Source organism: Umezawaea sp., assembly GCF_057122925.1.
The window spans coordinates 22619-39004 of the sequence record NZ_DBNGPQ010000014.1; the positions used below are offsets into that span (position 1 = coordinate 22619).

At 75.0% G+C, this 16386-nt stretch carries 19 protein-coding genes; 9 read left to right on the forward strand and 10 right to left on the reverse strand.

Annotated features, from left to right (window positions below):
- Window positions 1-3: 3 nt before the first annotated feature.
- From AC156L_RS02300 to AC156L_RS02320, 5 genes are all read right to left on the reverse strand, one after another.
- Window positions 4-144: a hypothetical protein gene (locus tag AC156L_RS02300; RefSeq protein WP_330876740.1), complete on the reverse strand. Its 141-nt coding sequence runs from the start codon at window positions 142-144 to the stop codon at window positions 4-6.
- A gap of 37 nt (window positions 145-181) precedes the next feature.
- Complete coding sequence (locus AC156L_RS02305) at window positions 182-1750, reverse strand: AfsR/SARP family transcriptional regulator (RefSeq protein ID WP_330876741.1); 1569 nt, start codon at window positions 1748-1750, stop codon at window positions 182-184.
- 549 nt (window positions 1751-2299) lie between these two features.
- Window positions 2300-2896, reverse strand: coding sequence for an ABC transporter permease (locus AC156L_RS02310; protein ID WP_330876742.1), 597 nt, complete (start codon window positions 2894-2896; stop codon window positions 2300-2302).
- A 37-nt stretch (window positions 2897-2933) separates the two neighbouring features.
- Window positions 2934-3557, reverse strand: a complete 624-nt coding sequence (locus AC156L_RS02315; protein ID WP_330876743.1) for a TetR/AcrR family transcriptional regulator — start codon at window positions 3555-3557, stop codon at window positions 2934-2936.
- A complete protein-coding gene (locus AC156L_RS02320; protein WP_330876744.1) occupies window positions 3554-4609 on the reverse strand; it encodes a medium chain dehydrogenase/reductase family protein in 1056 nt (351 codons plus the stop codon). The genes AC156L_RS02315 and AC156L_RS02320 overlap by 4 nt, the downstream gene beginning before the upstream one ends.
- 109 nt (window positions 4610-4718) lie before the next feature.
- Here AC156L_RS02320 and AC156L_RS02325 point away from each other — a divergent pair, with 109 nt between their 5' ends.
- Complete coding sequence (locus AC156L_RS02325; RefSeq protein WP_330876745.1) at window positions 4719-5372, forward strand: TetR/AcrR family transcriptional regulator; 654 nt, start codon at window positions 4719-4721, stop codon at window positions 5370-5372.
- On the opposite strand, the gene AC156L_RS02330 is transcribed toward AC156L_RS02325, so the two are convergent.
- Window positions 5341-5805, reverse strand: a complete 465-nt coding sequence (locus AC156L_RS02330) for an RrF2 family transcriptional regulator (RefSeq protein ID WP_330876746.1) — start codon at window positions 5803-5805, stop codon at window positions 5341-5343. The genes AC156L_RS02325 and AC156L_RS02330 overlap by 32 nt on opposite strands.
- An 83-nt stretch (window positions 5806-5888) precedes the next feature.
- On the opposite strand from AC156L_RS02330, the gene AC156L_RS02335 reads away from it, so the two are divergent.
- Window positions 5889-6671 (forward strand): MBL fold metallo-hydrolase, encoded by a 783-nt coding sequence (locus tag AC156L_RS02335; protein WP_330876747.1) that lies wholly within the window; start codon window positions 5889-5891, stop codon window positions 6669-6671.
- 61 nt (window positions 6672-6732) lie between these two features.
- The gene (locus tag AC156L_RS02340) at window positions 6733-7140 is read left to right on the forward strand and encodes an ATP-binding protein (protein WP_330876748.1); all 408 of its coding nucleotides are present in this window, start codon (window positions 6733-6735) and stop codon (window positions 7138-7140) included.
- A 20-nt stretch (window positions 7141-7160) separates the two neighbouring features.
- Here the strand turns inward: AC156L_RS02340 and AC156L_RS02345 are convergent, their stop codons facing one another.
- Together AC156L_RS02345 and AC156L_RS02350 are read right to left on the reverse strand one after the other, a co-directional pair.
- Window positions 7161-7439 carry a hypothetical protein gene (locus AC156L_RS02345; RefSeq protein ID WP_484406541.1) on the reverse strand — a complete coding sequence of 93 codons (279 nt, stop codon included), beginning with the start codon at window positions 7437-7439 and terminating at the stop codon, window positions 7161-7163.
- Window positions 7440-7494: 55 nt separating this feature from the next.
- On the reverse strand, window positions 7495-8451 hold the full coding sequence (locus AC156L_RS02350) for an AraC family transcriptional regulator (protein WP_330876749.1): 957 nt from the start codon (window positions 8449-8451) through the stop codon (window positions 7495-7497).
- 83 nt (window positions 8452-8534) lie between these two features.
- On the opposite strand from AC156L_RS02350, the gene AC156L_RS02355 reads away from it, so the two are divergent.
- Entirely contained in the window at window positions 8535-9470 is a 936-nt protein-coding gene (locus AC156L_RS02355; protein ID WP_330876750.1) for an SDR family NAD(P)-dependent oxidoreductase, read from the forward strand.
- Between the two features lie 7 nt (window positions 9471-9477).
- On the opposite strand, the gene AC156L_RS02360 is transcribed toward AC156L_RS02355, so the two are convergent.
- The gene (locus tag AC156L_RS02360; RefSeq protein WP_330876751.1) at window positions 9478-10077 is read right to left on the reverse strand and encodes a DUF2249 domain-containing protein; all 600 of its coding nucleotides are present in this window, start codon (window positions 10075-10077) and stop codon (window positions 9478-9480) included.
- Window positions 10078-10161: 84 nt separating this feature from the next.
- Here AC156L_RS02360 and AC156L_RS02365 point away from each other — a divergent pair, with 84 nt between their 5' ends.
- Window positions 10162-10833 (forward strand): helix-turn-helix transcriptional regulator, encoded by a 672-nt coding sequence (locus AC156L_RS02365; RefSeq protein ID WP_330876752.1) that lies wholly within the window; start codon window positions 10162-10164, stop codon window positions 10831-10833.
- On the forward strand, window positions 10833-11255 hold the full coding sequence (locus AC156L_RS02370) for a hypothetical protein (protein ID WP_330876753.1): 423 nt from the start codon (window positions 10833-10835) through the stop codon (window positions 11253-11255). The genes AC156L_RS02365 and AC156L_RS02370 overlap by 1 nt, the downstream gene beginning before the upstream one ends.
- A gap of 17 nt (window positions 11256-11272) precedes the next feature.
- Here the strand turns inward: AC156L_RS02370 and AC156L_RS02375 are convergent, their stop codons facing one another.
- On the reverse strand, window positions 11273-12859 hold the full coding sequence (locus AC156L_RS02375; protein ID WP_330876754.1) for a lipase family protein: 1587 nt from the start codon (window positions 12857-12859) through the stop codon (window positions 11273-11275).
- Between the two features lie 397 nt (window positions 12860-13256).
- On the opposite strand from AC156L_RS02375, the gene AC156L_RS02380 reads away from it, so the two are divergent.
- The 3 genes from AC156L_RS02380 to AC156L_RS02390 form a co-directional block, all read left to right on the forward strand.
- Window positions 13257-15002 (forward strand): fibronectin type III domain-containing protein, encoded by a 1746-nt coding sequence (locus AC156L_RS02380; RefSeq protein WP_330876755.1) that lies wholly within the window; start codon window positions 13257-13259, stop codon window positions 15000-15002.
- A gap of 52 nt (window positions 15003-15054) precedes the next feature.
- Entirely contained in the window at window positions 15055-15585 is a 531-nt protein-coding gene (locus AC156L_RS02385; protein ID WP_330876756.1) for a pyridoxamine 5'-phosphate oxidase family protein, read from the forward strand.
- Between the two features lie 81 nt (window positions 15586-15666).
- Window positions 15667-16386 (forward strand): AAA family ATPase (locus tag AC156L_RS02390; protein WP_330876757.1); only part of this gene is annotated, 720 nt, incomplete at its 3' end.

A 16386-nucleotide genomic window follows, 5' to 3' on the forward strand; every position in this document is an offset into this window, starting at 1 on the left:
TCGTCATCGGACGTTGTAGTACTCCCGGCGGACGCCGAGGAGGTAGACACGATCGTCCACTTCGGCGGCCTCCTCCGGTGTGAGCGGTGAGAACTCGAGTTCGGCCAGGTCTTCAGCGGCTGCGCTGTGCGGGGATTCGTTCATGCCCGCGAGCGTAGGGACGGGCTGTTTCACATCGCCTTCATCCGTCGTGCGGCAGGTCGAGGCCCGTCCCACCGCGCAGGGCGGCGGCCAGTTCCGCCAGCGGGCGCGCCGAGCGGGTGCGGGCGCGGGTGGCCACCCGCGCCAACGCCAGCGGCAGCCGCGCGCACGAGTCGATGATCTCCGCCACGGCCTCCGGCTCGGCGCTGACCCGGTCGACCCCCAGTCGGTGGGCCAGCAGTTGCCGCGCCTCGTCGACGGTGGGGCGGTGCAGCCGGATCGTCCGCGCCCCGAGGGCGACGACGATGCCGGTGAGCGGCGTGCGGGCGGTCACCACCGCGACGCAGCCCGGCCCGCCGGGCAGCAGCGGGCGGACCTGGTCGGCGTCGCGGGCGTTGTCCAGCACCGTCAGCACCCGCCGACCGGACAGCACGCTGCGGTAGAGCGCGGCCCGGCCCTCGACGCCGCCCGGCCGGTACCGCGCGGGCACCAGGAAGGAGTCCAGCAGGGCGTCCACCGCCTCCTCGGACGTCAGCGCTGGTCTCGACGGGTCGAGCCCGTGGAGGTCGACGTACACCTGGCCGTCCGGGAACCGGTGGGCGACCTGGTGGGCCCAGTGCACCGCCAGCGAGGTCTTCCCGACGCCCTCGCCGCCGTGGACCACGACGACCCCGGCAGGCCGAACCCCGTGGCCGGACCCGTTGTCCAGCACCGCGTCCAGCGCCTCGACCTCGGCCAGCCGCCCGGCGAACCCGTTGACGTCGGCGGGCAGCTGGCGCGGCACGACCCGCAGCGCCCGCCCCGCCTCGGGTGGCGCGCCGTTCGCCGTGCGGCCCAGCAGGTCCCGGTGGACGCCCTGGAGCTCCGGGCCGGGGTCGACGCCGAGTTCCCGGCCGATCCGCGCCCGGAACACCTCGTAGTGCTCCAGCGCCTCGACCGGCCTGCCGCACCCGTCCAGCGCCACGAGCAGCCGCGCCCACAGCGACTCCCGCAGCGGGAACCGGGCCGTCAGCTCCAGCAGCGGCGGCAGCAGCTCGGCCCCGCGATCGGCCGCGATGAGCCGGTCGGCCCGGCGTTCCACGGCCGACAGGTACCGGTCGACCAGCCGCGGCGCCTCGGAGTCCTCCAGCCAGGCCGAGTGCACGCCCTCGAACGGGGACCCGCGCCACAGCCCCACGGCCTCGTCCACCAGCGCCGCCTCCCGCACCGGGTCGGTGGTCCGCGCGGCGGCGTCCAGCAGGGCGTCGAACCGGAGCGCGTCGACGTCGTCCGGCCTGGCCCGGAGCACGTAGCCCGCGGGGTCGAACAGGATCGACCCCGCGCCCAGCGCGTTGCGGAGGCGGGTCATGTACGTCGAGACGGTGCGGCGGACGTCGACCGGCAGGTCCGGCCCCCACACCGCCATCGCGAGCTGGTCGATGGTCACGGGTCTGCCCGCCGACAGCGCCAGCGCGACGACCAGCGTGCGGAGCCTCCCGGTGGTCAGCGCCACCGCCCGCGTTCCGACGACCACCTCCAGCGGGCCCAGCAACCGCACCACCAGCCGGCCGCTCGGGCACCGCTCCTGACTGGCGGGCAGCACGGCCCGCCGACCGCTGTGGGACCGCATGGCGAATCTCCCCCGAGTAGTACCGGGTCCACAATGGACTGGCGGACCACTCGACCCCAGACCTCCCAGTACGGCCCGCGTGATCTACTGTGGCAAAATTGTCGGTTGCCCGCAACGATCGTCAATTCCCGACGGTGGGTTCGGGCGGATTGTCAGGCCTGGTCGGGCGGAAGCGCTGTCCGTCGCGGTGGGCCGGGTGTCATCCGGATGGACGATCCCGAGCACGCCCGGTGACGTCGTCCGCACCGCGGTCCCCGGCCCCTCGTCCGTCCACTCGGGACGGTGGCGGTTCGCACGTGGGCGACGTGCCGCCGCGCTCGACCTGGTTCGTGCCGCCCCTGGTGCTCCCGTGATCGTGGGCGGGTGCCGAAGATGACCTCCGCGGCCCTGTGCGCGCAGGTCAGAGCCGGGACCCCGGTGCCCACCGGAAGGCGTGCGGCTCGGGCTGACGCGGCCGGGGCCGTTCGCGGCGCCTGCCCGGTGGACGGCGGTCGCCGCCCGGACCCGGTGGTGTCGGGCCAGGGCAGCGGTCGCCGGTGTCGGCGGCGGTCATCCGGCGGCGAGGCGCAGGCGCTCCAGGTGGGTCGCGACCGCGTAGCCGCCACCGCCCGCGACCGCGAGCACCCAGAAGAGGCCGGGCGTGCCGAGGAAGAGCGCCGAGGAGGAGACCAGGGCGAGCCACGTGCCGAGGCCGTAGTGCACGACGTTGCGGCGCACGGCGCCCTCGGCCAGGTAGAGCAGGCCGACGACGAGCCCGGACCCGGCGGGCCACAGCAGGCTCCGGAGGTCGGGTGAGTCCACTGTGGACCCGATTCCGGTGATGGCGAGGAACAGCGCCGCGAAGCCGCTGATCCACGCCAGCCCGACGAGCTGACCGGGCAGGGCGTCTGGTCCGCTCACCCCGCGCTGGGCGCGGAGGGCGGCGGCGGTGCTGAAGACCGTGCCCGCGGCGAGGCCGAGGCCGAGCAGCGCGGTCGGCAGCCAGCCCGGCAGGACGACCAGCGGGTCGTCACCCCTGGAGAGGGCGGCGGCGCCGTGCCCGGCGACGTGGGCGAAGCCGAAGCCGAGGTAGCCCGCGCGGTTGTCGATCTCGCGGGAGCGGTCGGGGGCGGCGGTCGGGGGAGCGGTGAGGGTCGGGGTGGACATGGCTGTGCCTCCGGGGGAGTGGGTGGTCCAGGTGCCGTCAGACGAGGTGGGACAGGGGGACGGCGACCCGCCGGGTGATGTCGGCGGGCCAGGGGAACGCCGTGGCGACGGTGCGCTGGTGGGCCAGCCCGTGCAGGCCCACCCAGAGCGCGACGGCGTCGGCGGCCGGGTCGTCGCTGGTGCAGCAGCCCGCGGCGACGCAGGCGGTCAGGCCGTCGACGACGAGCCGGATGGTCCCGGCGCCGAGGTCGGCCGGGTCGTCGGGGGAGGGGCGGCCGTCGGCCGCCGGGGGCCGGGGGCGGCCGAACATCGTGCGGTAGCGCTCGGGGTGGGTGCTGGCGAAGTCCAGGTAGGCCAGGCAGAGCGCGTGCAGCCGCCGCCGGGGGTCGTCGCCCGCCTCGTCGGCGGCGGACCGGAGCCGGTCGGACAGCTCGGCGAAGGCCTGCCGCACGACGGCGAGCACGATCGAGGACTGGTCGGGGAAGTGCGGGTAGATCGACGAGGCGGCGATCCCGGCGCCGCGGGCGACGGCCCGCAGCGTCACGGCCCGCGGGTCGCCGCGGGAGTCGAGCAGCGCGGTCGCGGCGGCCAGGATCTCGCCGCGGAGCAGGTCGCCCCGCCCGCGGCGGTTCCCGGCCCGCTGACCGGCCGCGCCGCTCATGACCGGTGCGCGTCGGGGACGATGACGACCTTGCCCGCGACCGTGCGCGACTCGGCCAGCGCCAGCGCGCCCGCGGCGTCGGACAGCGGGAACTCCGCGGCGATCTGCGGGGTGAGGACGCCGTCGGCCACCAGCCGCAGCACCCGCGTGAGGTCCTCGCGGAGCCTGGCGCGGAAGCCGTCCAGGCCGAAGCGCCTGCCCGCCCAGAAGTTGTAGAAGTGGGCGTTCCTGCCGTTGGGCGAGTAGTTCCACAGCGCCAGGCGCGCGAACGACGCCAGCACCGGGAGCTGCGAGCTGCCCTCCTCGTCCTTGGTCGCGGCGGTGCCGTAGGACACCAGCGTCCCTCCCCTGCGCAGCAGCCGCCACGAGTCCTCCAGGCCGGAGCCCCCGACGTGGTCGAACACGGCGTCGACGCCGTTGGGCGCGAGCGCGCGGAGGCGCTGGTACAGGGCGGGGTCGCGGTAGTCGACCGGGGTCGCGCCCAGCGCGCGCACCGTGTCGTGGTGCCGCGCCGACGCCGTGCCGATCACCTCGATCCCGGCGTGCCGGGCCAGCTGCACGAGCGTCGAGCCGACCCCGCCGTTGGCGCCGAGGACCACGATCGTTCCGCCGGAGCGCACGTCCGCGGTCCGGTGCAGCATCTGCCAGGCCGTGACGCCGTTGACGGCCACGGTCTCCGCGGCGGCGGCGCTGACGCCGTCCGGCACGGCCACCAGGTCCGCGGCGTCCAGCAGCAGGGCGCTGGCCCAGGCGCCGGTCTTGGTGACCGCGGCGAACCGGCGGCCGACGATCCCGGCGTCCACGCCCGCTCCGACGGCCGTCACCGTGCCGACGACGTCGTAGCCGGGCACGAAGGGGAACGCGGGCTGGTCGTAGTACTTGCCGCGCCGCATCTGCTGCTCGGCGAACGACACGCCGGTCGCGTCCATCCGCAGGACGACCTGCCCCTCGGCGGGGGCGGGGAGTTCGCGGGTGCGGACCTCCAGGCCGGTCGGCTCTACCCGGCCCGGCAGGACGACCTCGGTGGCGCGGGTGGTGACGGTGCTGTTCATGGGGTTCTCCGTAGCTCGTACCGTTGTGGTTACGGTCGTAAGGCTACGACTGTTCGCTGAACGAGCGCAAGAGGCAACACCGATAAGCTTTTTCTTGTAAGCTGACGCCATGGCGGAGAACACGACGGTGTCCGGAGCGGTGAAGCCCACCCGTGCTCGCAACCGCAGGGGAGAGGGTGGCCGCCTGCGCGACGAGATCGTGTCCGCCGCGGTCGAGCTGCTCGACGAGACCGGCGACGAGAGCACCGTGACCCTGCGGGCCGTCGCCCGGCGCGTCGGGATCGCCGCCCCCTCGATCTACCGGCACTTCCCCGACCAGCCGAGCATCATGCTGGCCGTCGTGCGGCAGGCCTTCGCCGAGCTGGAGGAGCAGCTCCGCGCGGGTCTGGCGGGCGCGGGCGACGACCCCCGGCGGCGGCTGCTCGCCGTCGGCGGCGCCTACCTGGAGTTCGCCCAGCAGCACCCCGGCCGCTACCGCACGATGTTCGGCGGGCTCTGGATGCCGGACCTGGACGCGACCACCCTGACCGCGGCCGACCTGTCCTCGCTCGGCGACGCGAGCATGGGGCTGCTCGTCGACGCGCTGGAGCGGTGCGTCGACGCGGGCATCGCCACCAGCGACGACCTGGTGGCCGACGGGGTCGCGCTGTGGGTCGGCCTGCACGGGCTCGCCCACCAGCGGGCCGTGACCGTGGCCTACCCGTGGCCGCCGGACATCGCCGAGCGCCTCATCACCGCGCTCGCCCACCTGAAGGCCGAGTAGGCCGCCGCGGGGTCGGCACGCCGCCGGTCAGGACGTCGTGCACGGTGACCTTCTCCAGCTCGGTCGCGACCGCGTCGGCCACCACCCGGTCGAGCGCGGTCAGGGACTCGTGGACGCGGCGGCCCACCGCGCACGCGGGGTCGGGGCCGTGCAGGCCGAGCATCGGGTCGTCGCCCTGGAGGAGCCGCCAGATCCGCGCGAGCGTGACCGCACCGGCCTCGACCGCGAGCTCCCAGCCCCCGTGCACACCCGGCCGCGACCGCACCAGCCCGGCCTCGCGCAGCGGGCCCAGCACGCGGCGCACGTGGACCGGGTTGACGTTGGTGCTCTCGGACAGCTCGTCCGAACTCACGGGGCGGCCCCCGGTCGAGCCCGCCAGGTAGGTCAGCACGTGCACGGCGACGGCGAACCGGGTGTTCGTCGACCTCGCCATGCGGCCGATCTTGTCATATCGCAACCACCGTGGCTACGGTTAGGCAATCCGTAACCATGATGATGACGAATTAGGGGTTCGCCATGACCGGCACCCTGCACCTGCGACGACTCGCCTGGGCGGGCGTCGAGGTCCGCCTCGGCGGCACCCGCCTGCTGATCGACCCGCTCCAACACGCCGAGCCGCTGGTCGCCGCCCTCGGGGCGCCGCGCGGGCCGCTGCCGCCGATCGACCCGCCCGCCGGGACGCACGTCCTGCTCACGCACCTGCACCCGGACCACTACGACCACGAGCTGGTCGCGCGGCTCGCGGACACCGGGACCGTCGGCTGCCACGCGCCGATCGCGCCGGTGCCGCGGGAGGCGGGCCTGCACCCGGTCCCGCAGGACCTCGGCAGCCCCCGGCGCGTCGGGTCGCCCACCGTGACACCCGTGACGTCGCTGGACTGGCGGGGCGGCGAGTCCGACCAGGTCGCCCGGGTCGTGGAGGGAGCCGGGCGGCGGATCATCCACTGCGGCGACACGATGTGGCACGGCGACTGGTGGCGGATCGCTCGCGAGCACGGCCCGTTCGACGTCGCGTTCCTGCCCGTCAACGGGGTCGTCGCGAAGTTCGAGGGCTACGAGGCCGATGTTCCGGTCACCCCGACGCCCGAGCACGCCGTCGAGGCCGCCGCCGCGCTCGGGGCGAGCACGGCCTGCGCGATCCACCACGGGCTCTTCCACAACCCGCCCACCTACGTGGAGCAGCCCGACATCGAGGGCCGCTTCCTCCGCGCCGCCGCCGCGCGGGGGGTCACGGCCGCGCTCGTGGCCGAGGGCGAACCGGTTCCCCTGCCCGTCGGGTCACCCGAACCCGACGTGTGAGGAGGTGCCTGCCGGGGTAGTCCTCCCGCTGAGAAGACCCCAGTGGCAGTCGAGGAGCCAGGTGCCCCCACCTTCGATCCGTCCGCAGGACGAGTTCCGGCTCGACGACCACGAGGTGCCGCCGCTGGCGCAGGTGCGGACGTGGATCAGGGAGGTGCTGGCCGACCTGGACCCCGACTTCGTGGCCGACACCGAACTCGTCGCGACCGAACTCGCCGCCAACGCGTTCGAGCACGCCAAGGCACCGAGGGCGATCCGCCTCGGCCGTCGGGACGGGGTCGTGCGGGTGGAGGTCGACGACGCCGCGCCGGACCTGCTGCCGCGGCCGGGGAGGTCGACGCTCGGGCAGTTCCGCGGCCGGGGGCTGGTGCTGATCGGGTCGATGGGCGCGGACTGGGGCGTCGACCGGTCCGACGACCGCAAGACCGTGTGGGCCGAGATCCCCGACCCGAACCGCCGCACGCCGTAGTCGGTCGGGCAGCGCCTCGATCACCTCGACGCAGGGAACCGCGCAGCGGTCGCGGATCCTGACGCCAGGACCCGCCACGAGCCGTTCGGGTCCGCGGCGGACCGGCCGCGGAACGAGCACGTGAGCGCGCTCGTCGCGGGCACGGGGTCGAGGTGGGAGCCCGCGTCACCGGGGGAGCGGGTCCCGTGGACCGGTTCGCCGCACGGGGCGACGCAGCCGTCGCGGACGTGCACACCGGGACCGGCGACCAGCCCGGAGCGGGTGGCGGCGTCCCGCGCCGCGCAGCAGCCCCTCGTCAAGCGCCACGGGAGAACCCCCCTCGCCGCACGACGGCGTCGTCCACGTCCATCCCGGTCACCTCCGGGTCGACCCCGTCCAGCCTCGCTGGACGGAAGCGGTCGCCGAGCGCCACGTCCTGCGGTACGCGGCGGGGGACTGGCCCGTGATCCGCTTGAACGCCACGCTGAGCGCGCTCTCCGAGCCGTAGCCGGTGTCGCGGGCGATGACGGCGATCGGCGCGGTGTCGCGGCGCAGGCGGTCCGCGGCCAGTTCGACGCGCCAGCCGGTGAGGTAGTCGACCGGTCCGCGGCCGACCACCTCGCGGAAGCGGGCCGCCATCGTCGAGCGGGACACCGCCGCCGTCCGCGCCAGTTCGGCGACCGTCCAGGCGTGGTCGGGGCGGGCGTGCACCGCGCGCAGCGCCGGGGCCACCACCGGGTCCGCGAGGCCCGCGAGCCAGCCCCCGGTGGAGCGCGGGTCGGTGGCCAGGTGGCGTCGCAGGACCTGGATCAGCATGACGACCGCGAGGTGTTCGGCGACCAGGCTCGCCGCGAGCCGGTCCTGCCGCAGCTCGGCGTCGACCTGGCCGATCGCCCACAGCGCGGAGGCGGCCTCGGGGGTGCCCGCGGGCACGTGCAGGACCGGCGGCAGGGCGTCCAGCAGCAGGGCCCGCGCGCGCTCGCCGAACGAGAAGCCGCCGCCGATCAGGTCGACGTCGGCACCCGTGCCCGCCCGCGCCGGACCGGTGCCCGCCGCGGCGAAGAGCGGGCCCGCGGGCACCGGGTCGGTCGGGGCGCCGCCCGCGAGCCGGAAGCCGCGCGACCGGGTGAGCAGGAAGCAGTCGCCCTCCGCGAGGTCGACGGCCTCGGGTTCGCCCTCGACGGTCAGCCTGCACCGACCCCGCCGCACGGTGTTGAACTTGACGCCCTCCGGCGGGTCGAACGCCACCGCCCAGTCGCCGCCCGCGACCAGGCCGGACGACAGGTAGGCGCGGGTGTCGAGCAGCGACAGGACGTTCTGGAGCGGATCCACCGGACCTCATCCTGGACGATGGCTAAAGAATGCTGGACCCTGAACCATGGAGAGTCCATCCCGGTGATCGTACCGTTCTCCTCATGACAGCAACGCTCCCCTTCACCGCGCGGACCACCGCGACCGAGGTCCTCGACGGCGTGGACCTCACCGGACGCCGGATCGTCGTGACCGGCGGCGCCTCCGGCCTCGGCGCGGAGACCGTCCGCGTCCTCGCGCGCGCCGGTGCCGAGGTCACGGTCGCCGTGCGCGACCCGGCCGGGGCGGCCGGTCTGGTCGCCGAACTGCCCGAGCGTGCCGTGCGGGCGGTCGCGCTCGACCTGGCCGACCTCGACTCCGTCGCCGCGTTCGCGCGAGGCTGGTCGGGTCCGCTCGACGTGCTCGTGGCCAACGCGGGCGTGATGGCGGTCCCGGAGCGCGTGCTCACCGCCGCGGGCTGGGAACTCCAGCTCGCCACCAACTTCCTCGGCCACTTCGCGCTGGCCACCGCGCTGCACGGCCACCTGCGCGCGGCGGGCCGGTCCCGGATCGTGGTCGTCGCCTCCGGCGCGCACCGCGACGTCCCGTTCGACTTCGCCGACCCGCAGTTCGAGCGGCGGCCCTACGACCGCTGGACCGCCTACGGGCAGTCGAAGACCGCCGACGTCCTGCTCGCCGTGGGCGCGTCCCGCCGGTGGGCGGCGGACGGCGTGACGGCCAACGCCGTCAACCCCGGCTGGGTGATGACCGGTCTGCAACGCCACGTCGACGACGCCGCGATGAAGGCCATGGGCGCGATGGACGAGGACGGCGCCATCATCGAGCAGCCGTACTCCAAGACCCTGGCCGAGGGCGCCGCCGCCTCCGTGCTGCTGGCGGGCTCACCGCTGGTGGAGGGGCTGACCGGCCGCTACGTCGAGGACAACCGGGTGGCGCCGACCGTGCGGCCGGGCGACGAACGGCCGGGCGGGGTGGCCGAGCACGCCGTCGACCCCGAGGCGGCCGACCGGCTGTGGGAGTACGCCTCGCGCGCGCTCTGAGCCGCGGTCACGGCGTGCGGACCCGAGGCGACGCGGCGTGCAGCACCAGCGCCTCCCGCCGCTGGTGGACGGTCAGGTAGCGCAGGCCGTCGTCACCCGCCCGGAACGCGCGGCGCGACCGCCGGGGCAGCCACACCAGCCCGCCGGGCCGCAGGTCGACGGTGTCCAGCTCGGTGGTCAGGCTGCCGCCGCCCTGGAGCACGACGACCAGCGAGTCCAGTTCGGGCCCGGCGTGCGCCTCGATGCCCGCGCCCGGTGGCAGCCAGATGACGTTGGAGTCCAGGTCGCGCTCCCGCGACCGCAGCTTCCACAGCACCTCGGTCGCCTCCGGCCGCGACGGGTCGCTCCAGTCGCCGACGACGTGGGGCAGCGGCGTCGTGGCCGCCTTGCCGATCCGGACGCGCCAGGTCTCGGGACCGCGTTCGACGTAGTCCCAGTGGTGGCTGCCGGGGTGCTCGACGTCGAACTCGTCCCGCAGGCGCAGCGGGTCGTGGTCGTCCACCAGCACGAACGACTCGCCGACTCCCAGGGCGTCGTAGGCCCGGAACGTCGTCGGGTTCCTGTCCGGTCCGCGCAGCGGGCGTACGTCGATTTCCTGGACCGCCATGGTGTGCCCCCTCAGTACCGATCGCCCATTTATACAAGTCGGCTTTGTGTAAACTCAAGTCGTGATCAACACCCCCGAGCACCGGTGAGCACCCCCGAAGCGCCCGCCGGGCGTCGGCGCGAGGTGCTCGACCTGCTGCGCGGGTCGGCCGGGTCGCTGAGCGTGGCGGAGGTCGCCGACCGGTTGGACGCGCACCCCAACACCGTCCGGTTCCACCTGGACGCGCTCGTCCGCGCGGGTCGGGTGGAGAGGGTGCGCCTGCCGCCCTCCGGGCCCGGCCGTCCTCCGCTGGTGTTCCGTGCGCGCCCCGGAATGGACCCGGCGGGGCCGCGCAACTACCGGGCGCTGGCCGCCGTGCTGGCCGAAGGCCTCGCCGCGGGGCCGGATCCCGCCGCGAACGCGGTGGCGGCGGGCCGGGCCTGGGGCGCGCGGCTGCTGGAGCCGCGGGACGCGGTCGTCCCGACCGAGGCGGGCGTCCGGACCCTGGTGGGGCTGCTCGACGACCTCGGGTTCGAGCCGGAGTGGCCGTCGTCCGGTTCTGCCGAACGGGTCGGCCTGCGGCACTGCCCGTTCCTGGAGGTCGCCCGCGCCAGGGCCGAGGTCGTCTGCTCGCTGCACCTGGGGCTCATGCGCGGCGCGGTGGCCTCGCTCGGCGCGCCCGTCACCGTGGACCGGCTGGAACCGTTCGCGGAACCCGACCTCTGCCTGGTGCACCTGTCCACACCGGACTCGACGACGCGGGGAGGCGGACGGTGATGGAGACGGGACGGGCGGTGGCCGTCGCGGTGGCCTTCCTCTGGCTCGGCATGGTCCTGGCGATCTCCTTCCTGGAGGCGCCCCTCAAGTTCCGCGCGCCGGACGTCACCGTCCGAACAGGACTCGGCATCGGCCGGATCGTGTTCCGCGCGCTCAACGCCGTCGAATCCGTCCTGGCCGCGGTCCTCGTGGTCGTGGCCGTCCTCGGTGGACCACCGCCGGACGCCGTGGTCGCGGGCGCGGTGGCCGTCGGAGTGCTGCTGGTGCAGCTGGTCGCCGTCCGGCCCCGGCTCACCCGCCGCTCCGACCTCGTCCTCGCCGGGGCGGACGTGCCGCGCTCGCGCGGCCACCACGTGTACGTGGCCCTGGAGGTCGTGAAGGTCGTCGCCCTCGTGACCGCCGGGGTCCTGCTGCTCGGCTGAGAGCGCTCCGGTCCGCCTCAGAACCGCCCGAACAGCCAGCGGCCCGCCCCGCTCGCCGCGGGGTCGAGGCAGAAGTCCCGCACCACCTCCACGATCTCCGCCACCGAGACCGACCCGTCCCGGTCGCGGTCGACGGCCGCGAGCACGGCGGAGGCCTCGTCGTCGGACAGCCCGCACGCGCGCAGCAGCCGGGAGAACTCGGCACCGTCCACGACACCGTCGGTGTCGGTGTCGACCAGCAGCAGCACCGCCTCGGCCAGCGGCCGGACGTCCGCGTCGAACCCGTCGTCGCCGGTGGCCCCGTCCAGCAGGCGGCGGTACTCGGCCTGGCTGACGGAACCGTCGGCGTCGGTGTCGCAGCGGCGCTCCACCGCCCGCCACAGCGCGCGGTACCGCTCGCGGACCGCCAGCGCGGTCGGCGACCCCGGCGGCTCGCCGAAGGCCTGGACCAGGCGCAGCGCGAACACCTCGAAGTCGTCGGGGGTGAGACGGCCGTCCCCGTTCGCGTCGAGGGCGCTGAACCGCGCGGAACCGCCGGGCGCGGCCGGAGCCCCGTCCCGCAGCCGGGCGCCGCTCCAGGCGATCACGCTCTCGTGCCCGGCCGCGAGCACGTCGGCGTGCGTCGCCCCGCCGTGCCGGTCGAAGCGCACGGCCGTGCCGGTGCCGCGCAGGTCCGCGACGAACCGCTCCACGACCTGCACGGGCACGACCTCGTCGGAGTCCCCGGCCGTGATGTACACCGGCCGGTCCATCCTGGTGACGGGGACGCGGCAGGCGTGCAGCACCCGGTCGATGCCGGGCCGCGCGCGGATGCCGGTGATCCCGGTGGCGTCGTTGGTCTGCCGGTTGATCGCGCGGAACACGTCGACCAGCGTCGCCCTGGACGCCACCTCGACGAGCCTGCCGCCCGCGTCGGTGAGGAACGGGCGCGCGTCGAAGTCCGGGTGCGACGCGCGCAGCCCCGCGAGCAGGAACGGCAGCAGCACGGACACCGTGCTCGCCCCGTCGTGGGTCAGCAGGTCGACGAGCTGGGGCAGGTGCACCGGTGGAGCCAGCGCGACGGTGCCGCGGAAGTCGAGGTCGGGCGCGTAGTGCCCGGCCATCAGCCCGACGAACAGCGCCGCGTGGGCGCCCTGGGAGAACCCCGCCACGAGCCAGGACCTCCCGACGTGGCCGTGCAGCCCCCGCGCGGCGCGGACGATGTCGATGACGTCGTCCGCGACCGCCTCGCCGTTGAAGTACGGGTGCGGGCCGGACGTGGCCAGCCCCTCGTAGTCGGTCGCCGCCACCACGTAGCCCGCCGCCAGCCACCGCGCCACGTGCTCGCGTTCGAGCCTGCTCAGGCCCGCCCGCGAGGGGGCGCAGCGGTCCGCGAGGCCGGTGGTGCCGTGGGCGAAGCTCACCACCGGCCAGCCGCCCGTCGGAGGGGCCGCGGCGGGCAGGAACACCGATCCGCTGACCTCCCGCCGCACCCCGTCGTGGCCCACGCCCTGGTACACGACCCTGATCGCGTCGGCCGCGTGCTCCGGCCAGAACGCGGTGGGCAGGCAGGCGCGGTTCAGGACCGTGCCCGCCTCGTGCGCGGTCGTCCGGGGTCGGGCCACCGGAACCTCCCTCTGCCGGTGCCGGGGTGGCACCGGACGTCGAACGGCGGTCTGCGGCTCGGAAGATAGCCGGACCCCCGCCCCGGCAGGCCCCCGTTCACCCGCCGGGGCCGCCGCGTAGCCCGTCTGCCGCAGCGGGGAGGTGGTCGTCAGCCGTTCGAGCGGTGCTCGGGGTCGTCCGCCGGGGCGAGCGGGCACGACGGCGCGGGATCCGGCACCGGCGCGGCGATCTGGTGCGGTGGTCGGACTCCGCGGCCGGGACGAGGGGTCCCGCACCTCCTGTCGCGCCGACCTTCCGACCTCTCGTCCCTTGTCCGGCGACCGCGTGCCGCGTCATGATCACCGACGATCGGCACCGCCCGGTGCGGACCCGTGGTCAGGCAGGAAGAGGACGCCCGTGACGCAACCCCGGTACCGCCGCCGACCGGGGGAGCACGGCGTTCGCGCCGTCTCCCTCATCCTGGCCGTCGCACTGGTGGGAGTCGGCCTCGCGGGCTCCGCGAGCGCGCGGACCGAGCCCGGCGGGGACCCGATCCGGGTCATGGTCGTGGGCGACTCGATGTCGCACGGCGCCGAGGGCGACTGGACCTGGCGGTACCGGCTGTGGCAGTGGTTCCGGGACCAGGGCGTCGCCGTCGACTTCGTCGGCCCCTACCGCGGCACCCAGGACGCCGCCGTCGCCGCGCCCCCGGCCGTGCCGCCCCTCCAGGGCGACGAGCCCGCCCCGCCCGGCGGCCCCCGGACCTCGGGCGCGTACGCCGCGGGCGCGGAGGCGTTCGACAGCGACCACTTCGCGGTCTGGGGCCGCCAGGCCGCCCAGGACAAGGGCCTGATCCGCGAGCAGGTCGCCCTGCACCAGCCCGACTACGTGCTGGTGGGGCTCGGGTTCAACGACCTCGGCTGGTTCGTCAGCGGACCGGAGGGCACCCTCGACAGCATGAGGACGCTGGTCGAGCAGGCCCGAGCGGCCAAGCCGGACGTCCGGTTCGCGCTGGCCAACGTCCCCCAGCGCACGAGGATGGACGGCCGCGAGGACCTGCCCCGCAACACCGACGCCTACAACGCGATGCTGGCCGCCGCGATCCCGTCGTGGAGCACCCCGACCTCCCCGGTGGCACTGGTCGACTGGCGCGGCAACTACGCGTGCGAACTCGACGGCTGCCCGGACGGCTACGACGGCCTGCACCCCAACGCCACGGGCGAGTACAAGATCGCCCAGGCCTTCGAGCGCACCCTGCACGACGGCTACGGACTCGGCTCCGCCGTGCCCGCCGTCCCGACCGACGTGCCCGCCCGCCCTACCCCGGTGCCGACCGGCGTCGTCGCGAGCGCGAGCCCCGGCGGGATCACGGTCACCTGGGACGCCGTCTTCGGCGCCTACGGCTACACCGTGCGGAGCAGGCTCAAGGGCGCCGCCGACTGGGCCGGGTCGAGGGCGGCGGCGAACCGCCACGACACCGCGTGGACCGTGGACGGGCAGGAGTGGGAGTACCAGGTCCGCACCGACAACGGCGACCAGGTGCGGTCCGACTGGTCCCCGGTCGTCAGCGCCGTGGCCCACCCGCTGACGGCACGGGGGCCGAGCGACATCGTCACCCGCGCCACCGCCACGGGCGTGGACGTCTCGTGGAACGAGCCGACCGGCGAGCACACCTCGACCATCGACCGCTACCAGATCCTCACGCTGGACAAGGACGTCCCCGGCGCCTGGCTCGGCGGCACGGCGGTGAAGGGCAGGTCGGTCCACGTCGACGGCCTCGTGCCCGGCCACCGCTACACCGTCGCGGTCGCGACCTGGAACGCCGCGGGCGGCGGCATCCCCGCGGGCGCCCGTCCCGTGGTGGTCGGAGCAGGCACCCCCGCGCCGCCGACGGACCTGCGGGTCACGTCGACCGACCCCACCACCGTGCGGCTGCGGTGGACCGGGTCGAGCGGGGCGGCCGGGTACCGCGTGTGGGTGCGCGACGTCAACGGCGGCGAACCCGCCAGGGTGGACGGGAACGTGGTCGAGGCCACCGAGCACGGCATCGCCTACCTGTTCCCCGGTGTGTGGAACTACGAGTTCTGCGTGACCGCGATCAACGGCGAGGCCGAGTCGGGCAGGTCCGACTGCGTCGTGGCACCCCGACCCTGGGGCAGGTGACGCGTTCCGGTCGCCGCCGATGAGTTCCGGGCGTCCGCCGGGTCTACCCCTTGTGGACACCCAGAACCTCGCTGACCTCTACCGGCTGCCCGCCCTCGACTGGTCGTCGGTCACCGCCCGGCTCGACGCGGGCTGCGACCAGGCGCCCGGCGCGGGCGGGCCCGACCGGCACACGACGTGGCTCACGACCCTCGACCCCGACGGCGGCCCGCACGTCACCGGGATCGGCTCGCTCTGGGTCGACGGCCGCTTCTGGTTCGAGACCGGCCAGGGCACCCGCAAGGGCCGCAACCTGGCCCGCGACCCGCGGTGCGCGCTCTCGCTCGCCACCCGCGAGTTCGACCTCGTGGTCGAGGGCACCGCCGAGGTCGTGACCGACCGCGACACCCTCATCCGTCTGGCCGCGACCTGGGCGGAGGGCGGCTGGCCGTGCGAGGTCGACGAGTCGGGCACCGCCCTCACCGCGCCGTTCAGCGCACCGTCGGCGGGCACGCCGCCGTGGTCGGTCTACCGCGTCACCGCCAGGTCGGCGCACGCCGTGGCCACGGTCGAGCCGGGCGGCGCCACCCGCTGGACCTTCTGACGCGCTGTCGGGGACCGCCGGAGCGGGGTTGCGCTGAGCAACTGACGTAACCCCTTCGGGTGGCGCGCCGATGATCAAGGTATGCGTGCAACCGACGACTCCGGTACCGAGCTCGACGCGGAGTTCCAGATCGAGCGGGACGGCGACCACCTCGACCTGGTGCTGATGAGCAGGAGCGGGAGATCGAGGGCGCGGGAGAGCCGCAACCCCCACTACAACGTCGCCCTCGAACTCCTGCTCGGCAGGCTCCGCGATCTCGACGCGGTGCTGGAGAGCGGCGCCGTCGACTCGGGCCCGGCCCGGAAGCGGCCCGAGTCGGAGCGCGTGATCCTCGACTCGCCGGTGGTGCTGGCCGACGTGCGCGACATCGAGGAGTTCCGCAAGCAGCTGAGCACCCGCCAGGGACGGATCGGCAGGACCCCGGACGGCAACACCACCAAGCGGATCCGGCTCCGGCTGCGCGTACCCGGCTACACCGCCACCGACGCCGACCGGCTGGCGGACGACCTGGCACGGCCGCCGAGCGGGCCCGACGAGTTGCCGGTGGCGACGCAGGAGTTCGCCGACCGGCTGCACTTCGACCTGCCCTGGCTGGAGAAGGTCGTCACGCTGCTCCAGCACCGCAAGCAGGTGGTGCTGCACGGGCCGCCCGGAACGGGGAAGACCCACCTGGCGCGGGAACTGGCGCGCCACATCACCGACCCGACGGCGATCCGCCTCGTCCAGTTCCACCCGTCGTACTCCTACGAGGACTTCTTCGAGGGGTTCCGGCCGCGCGCCAGCGGCGGGAGCGCGACCTTC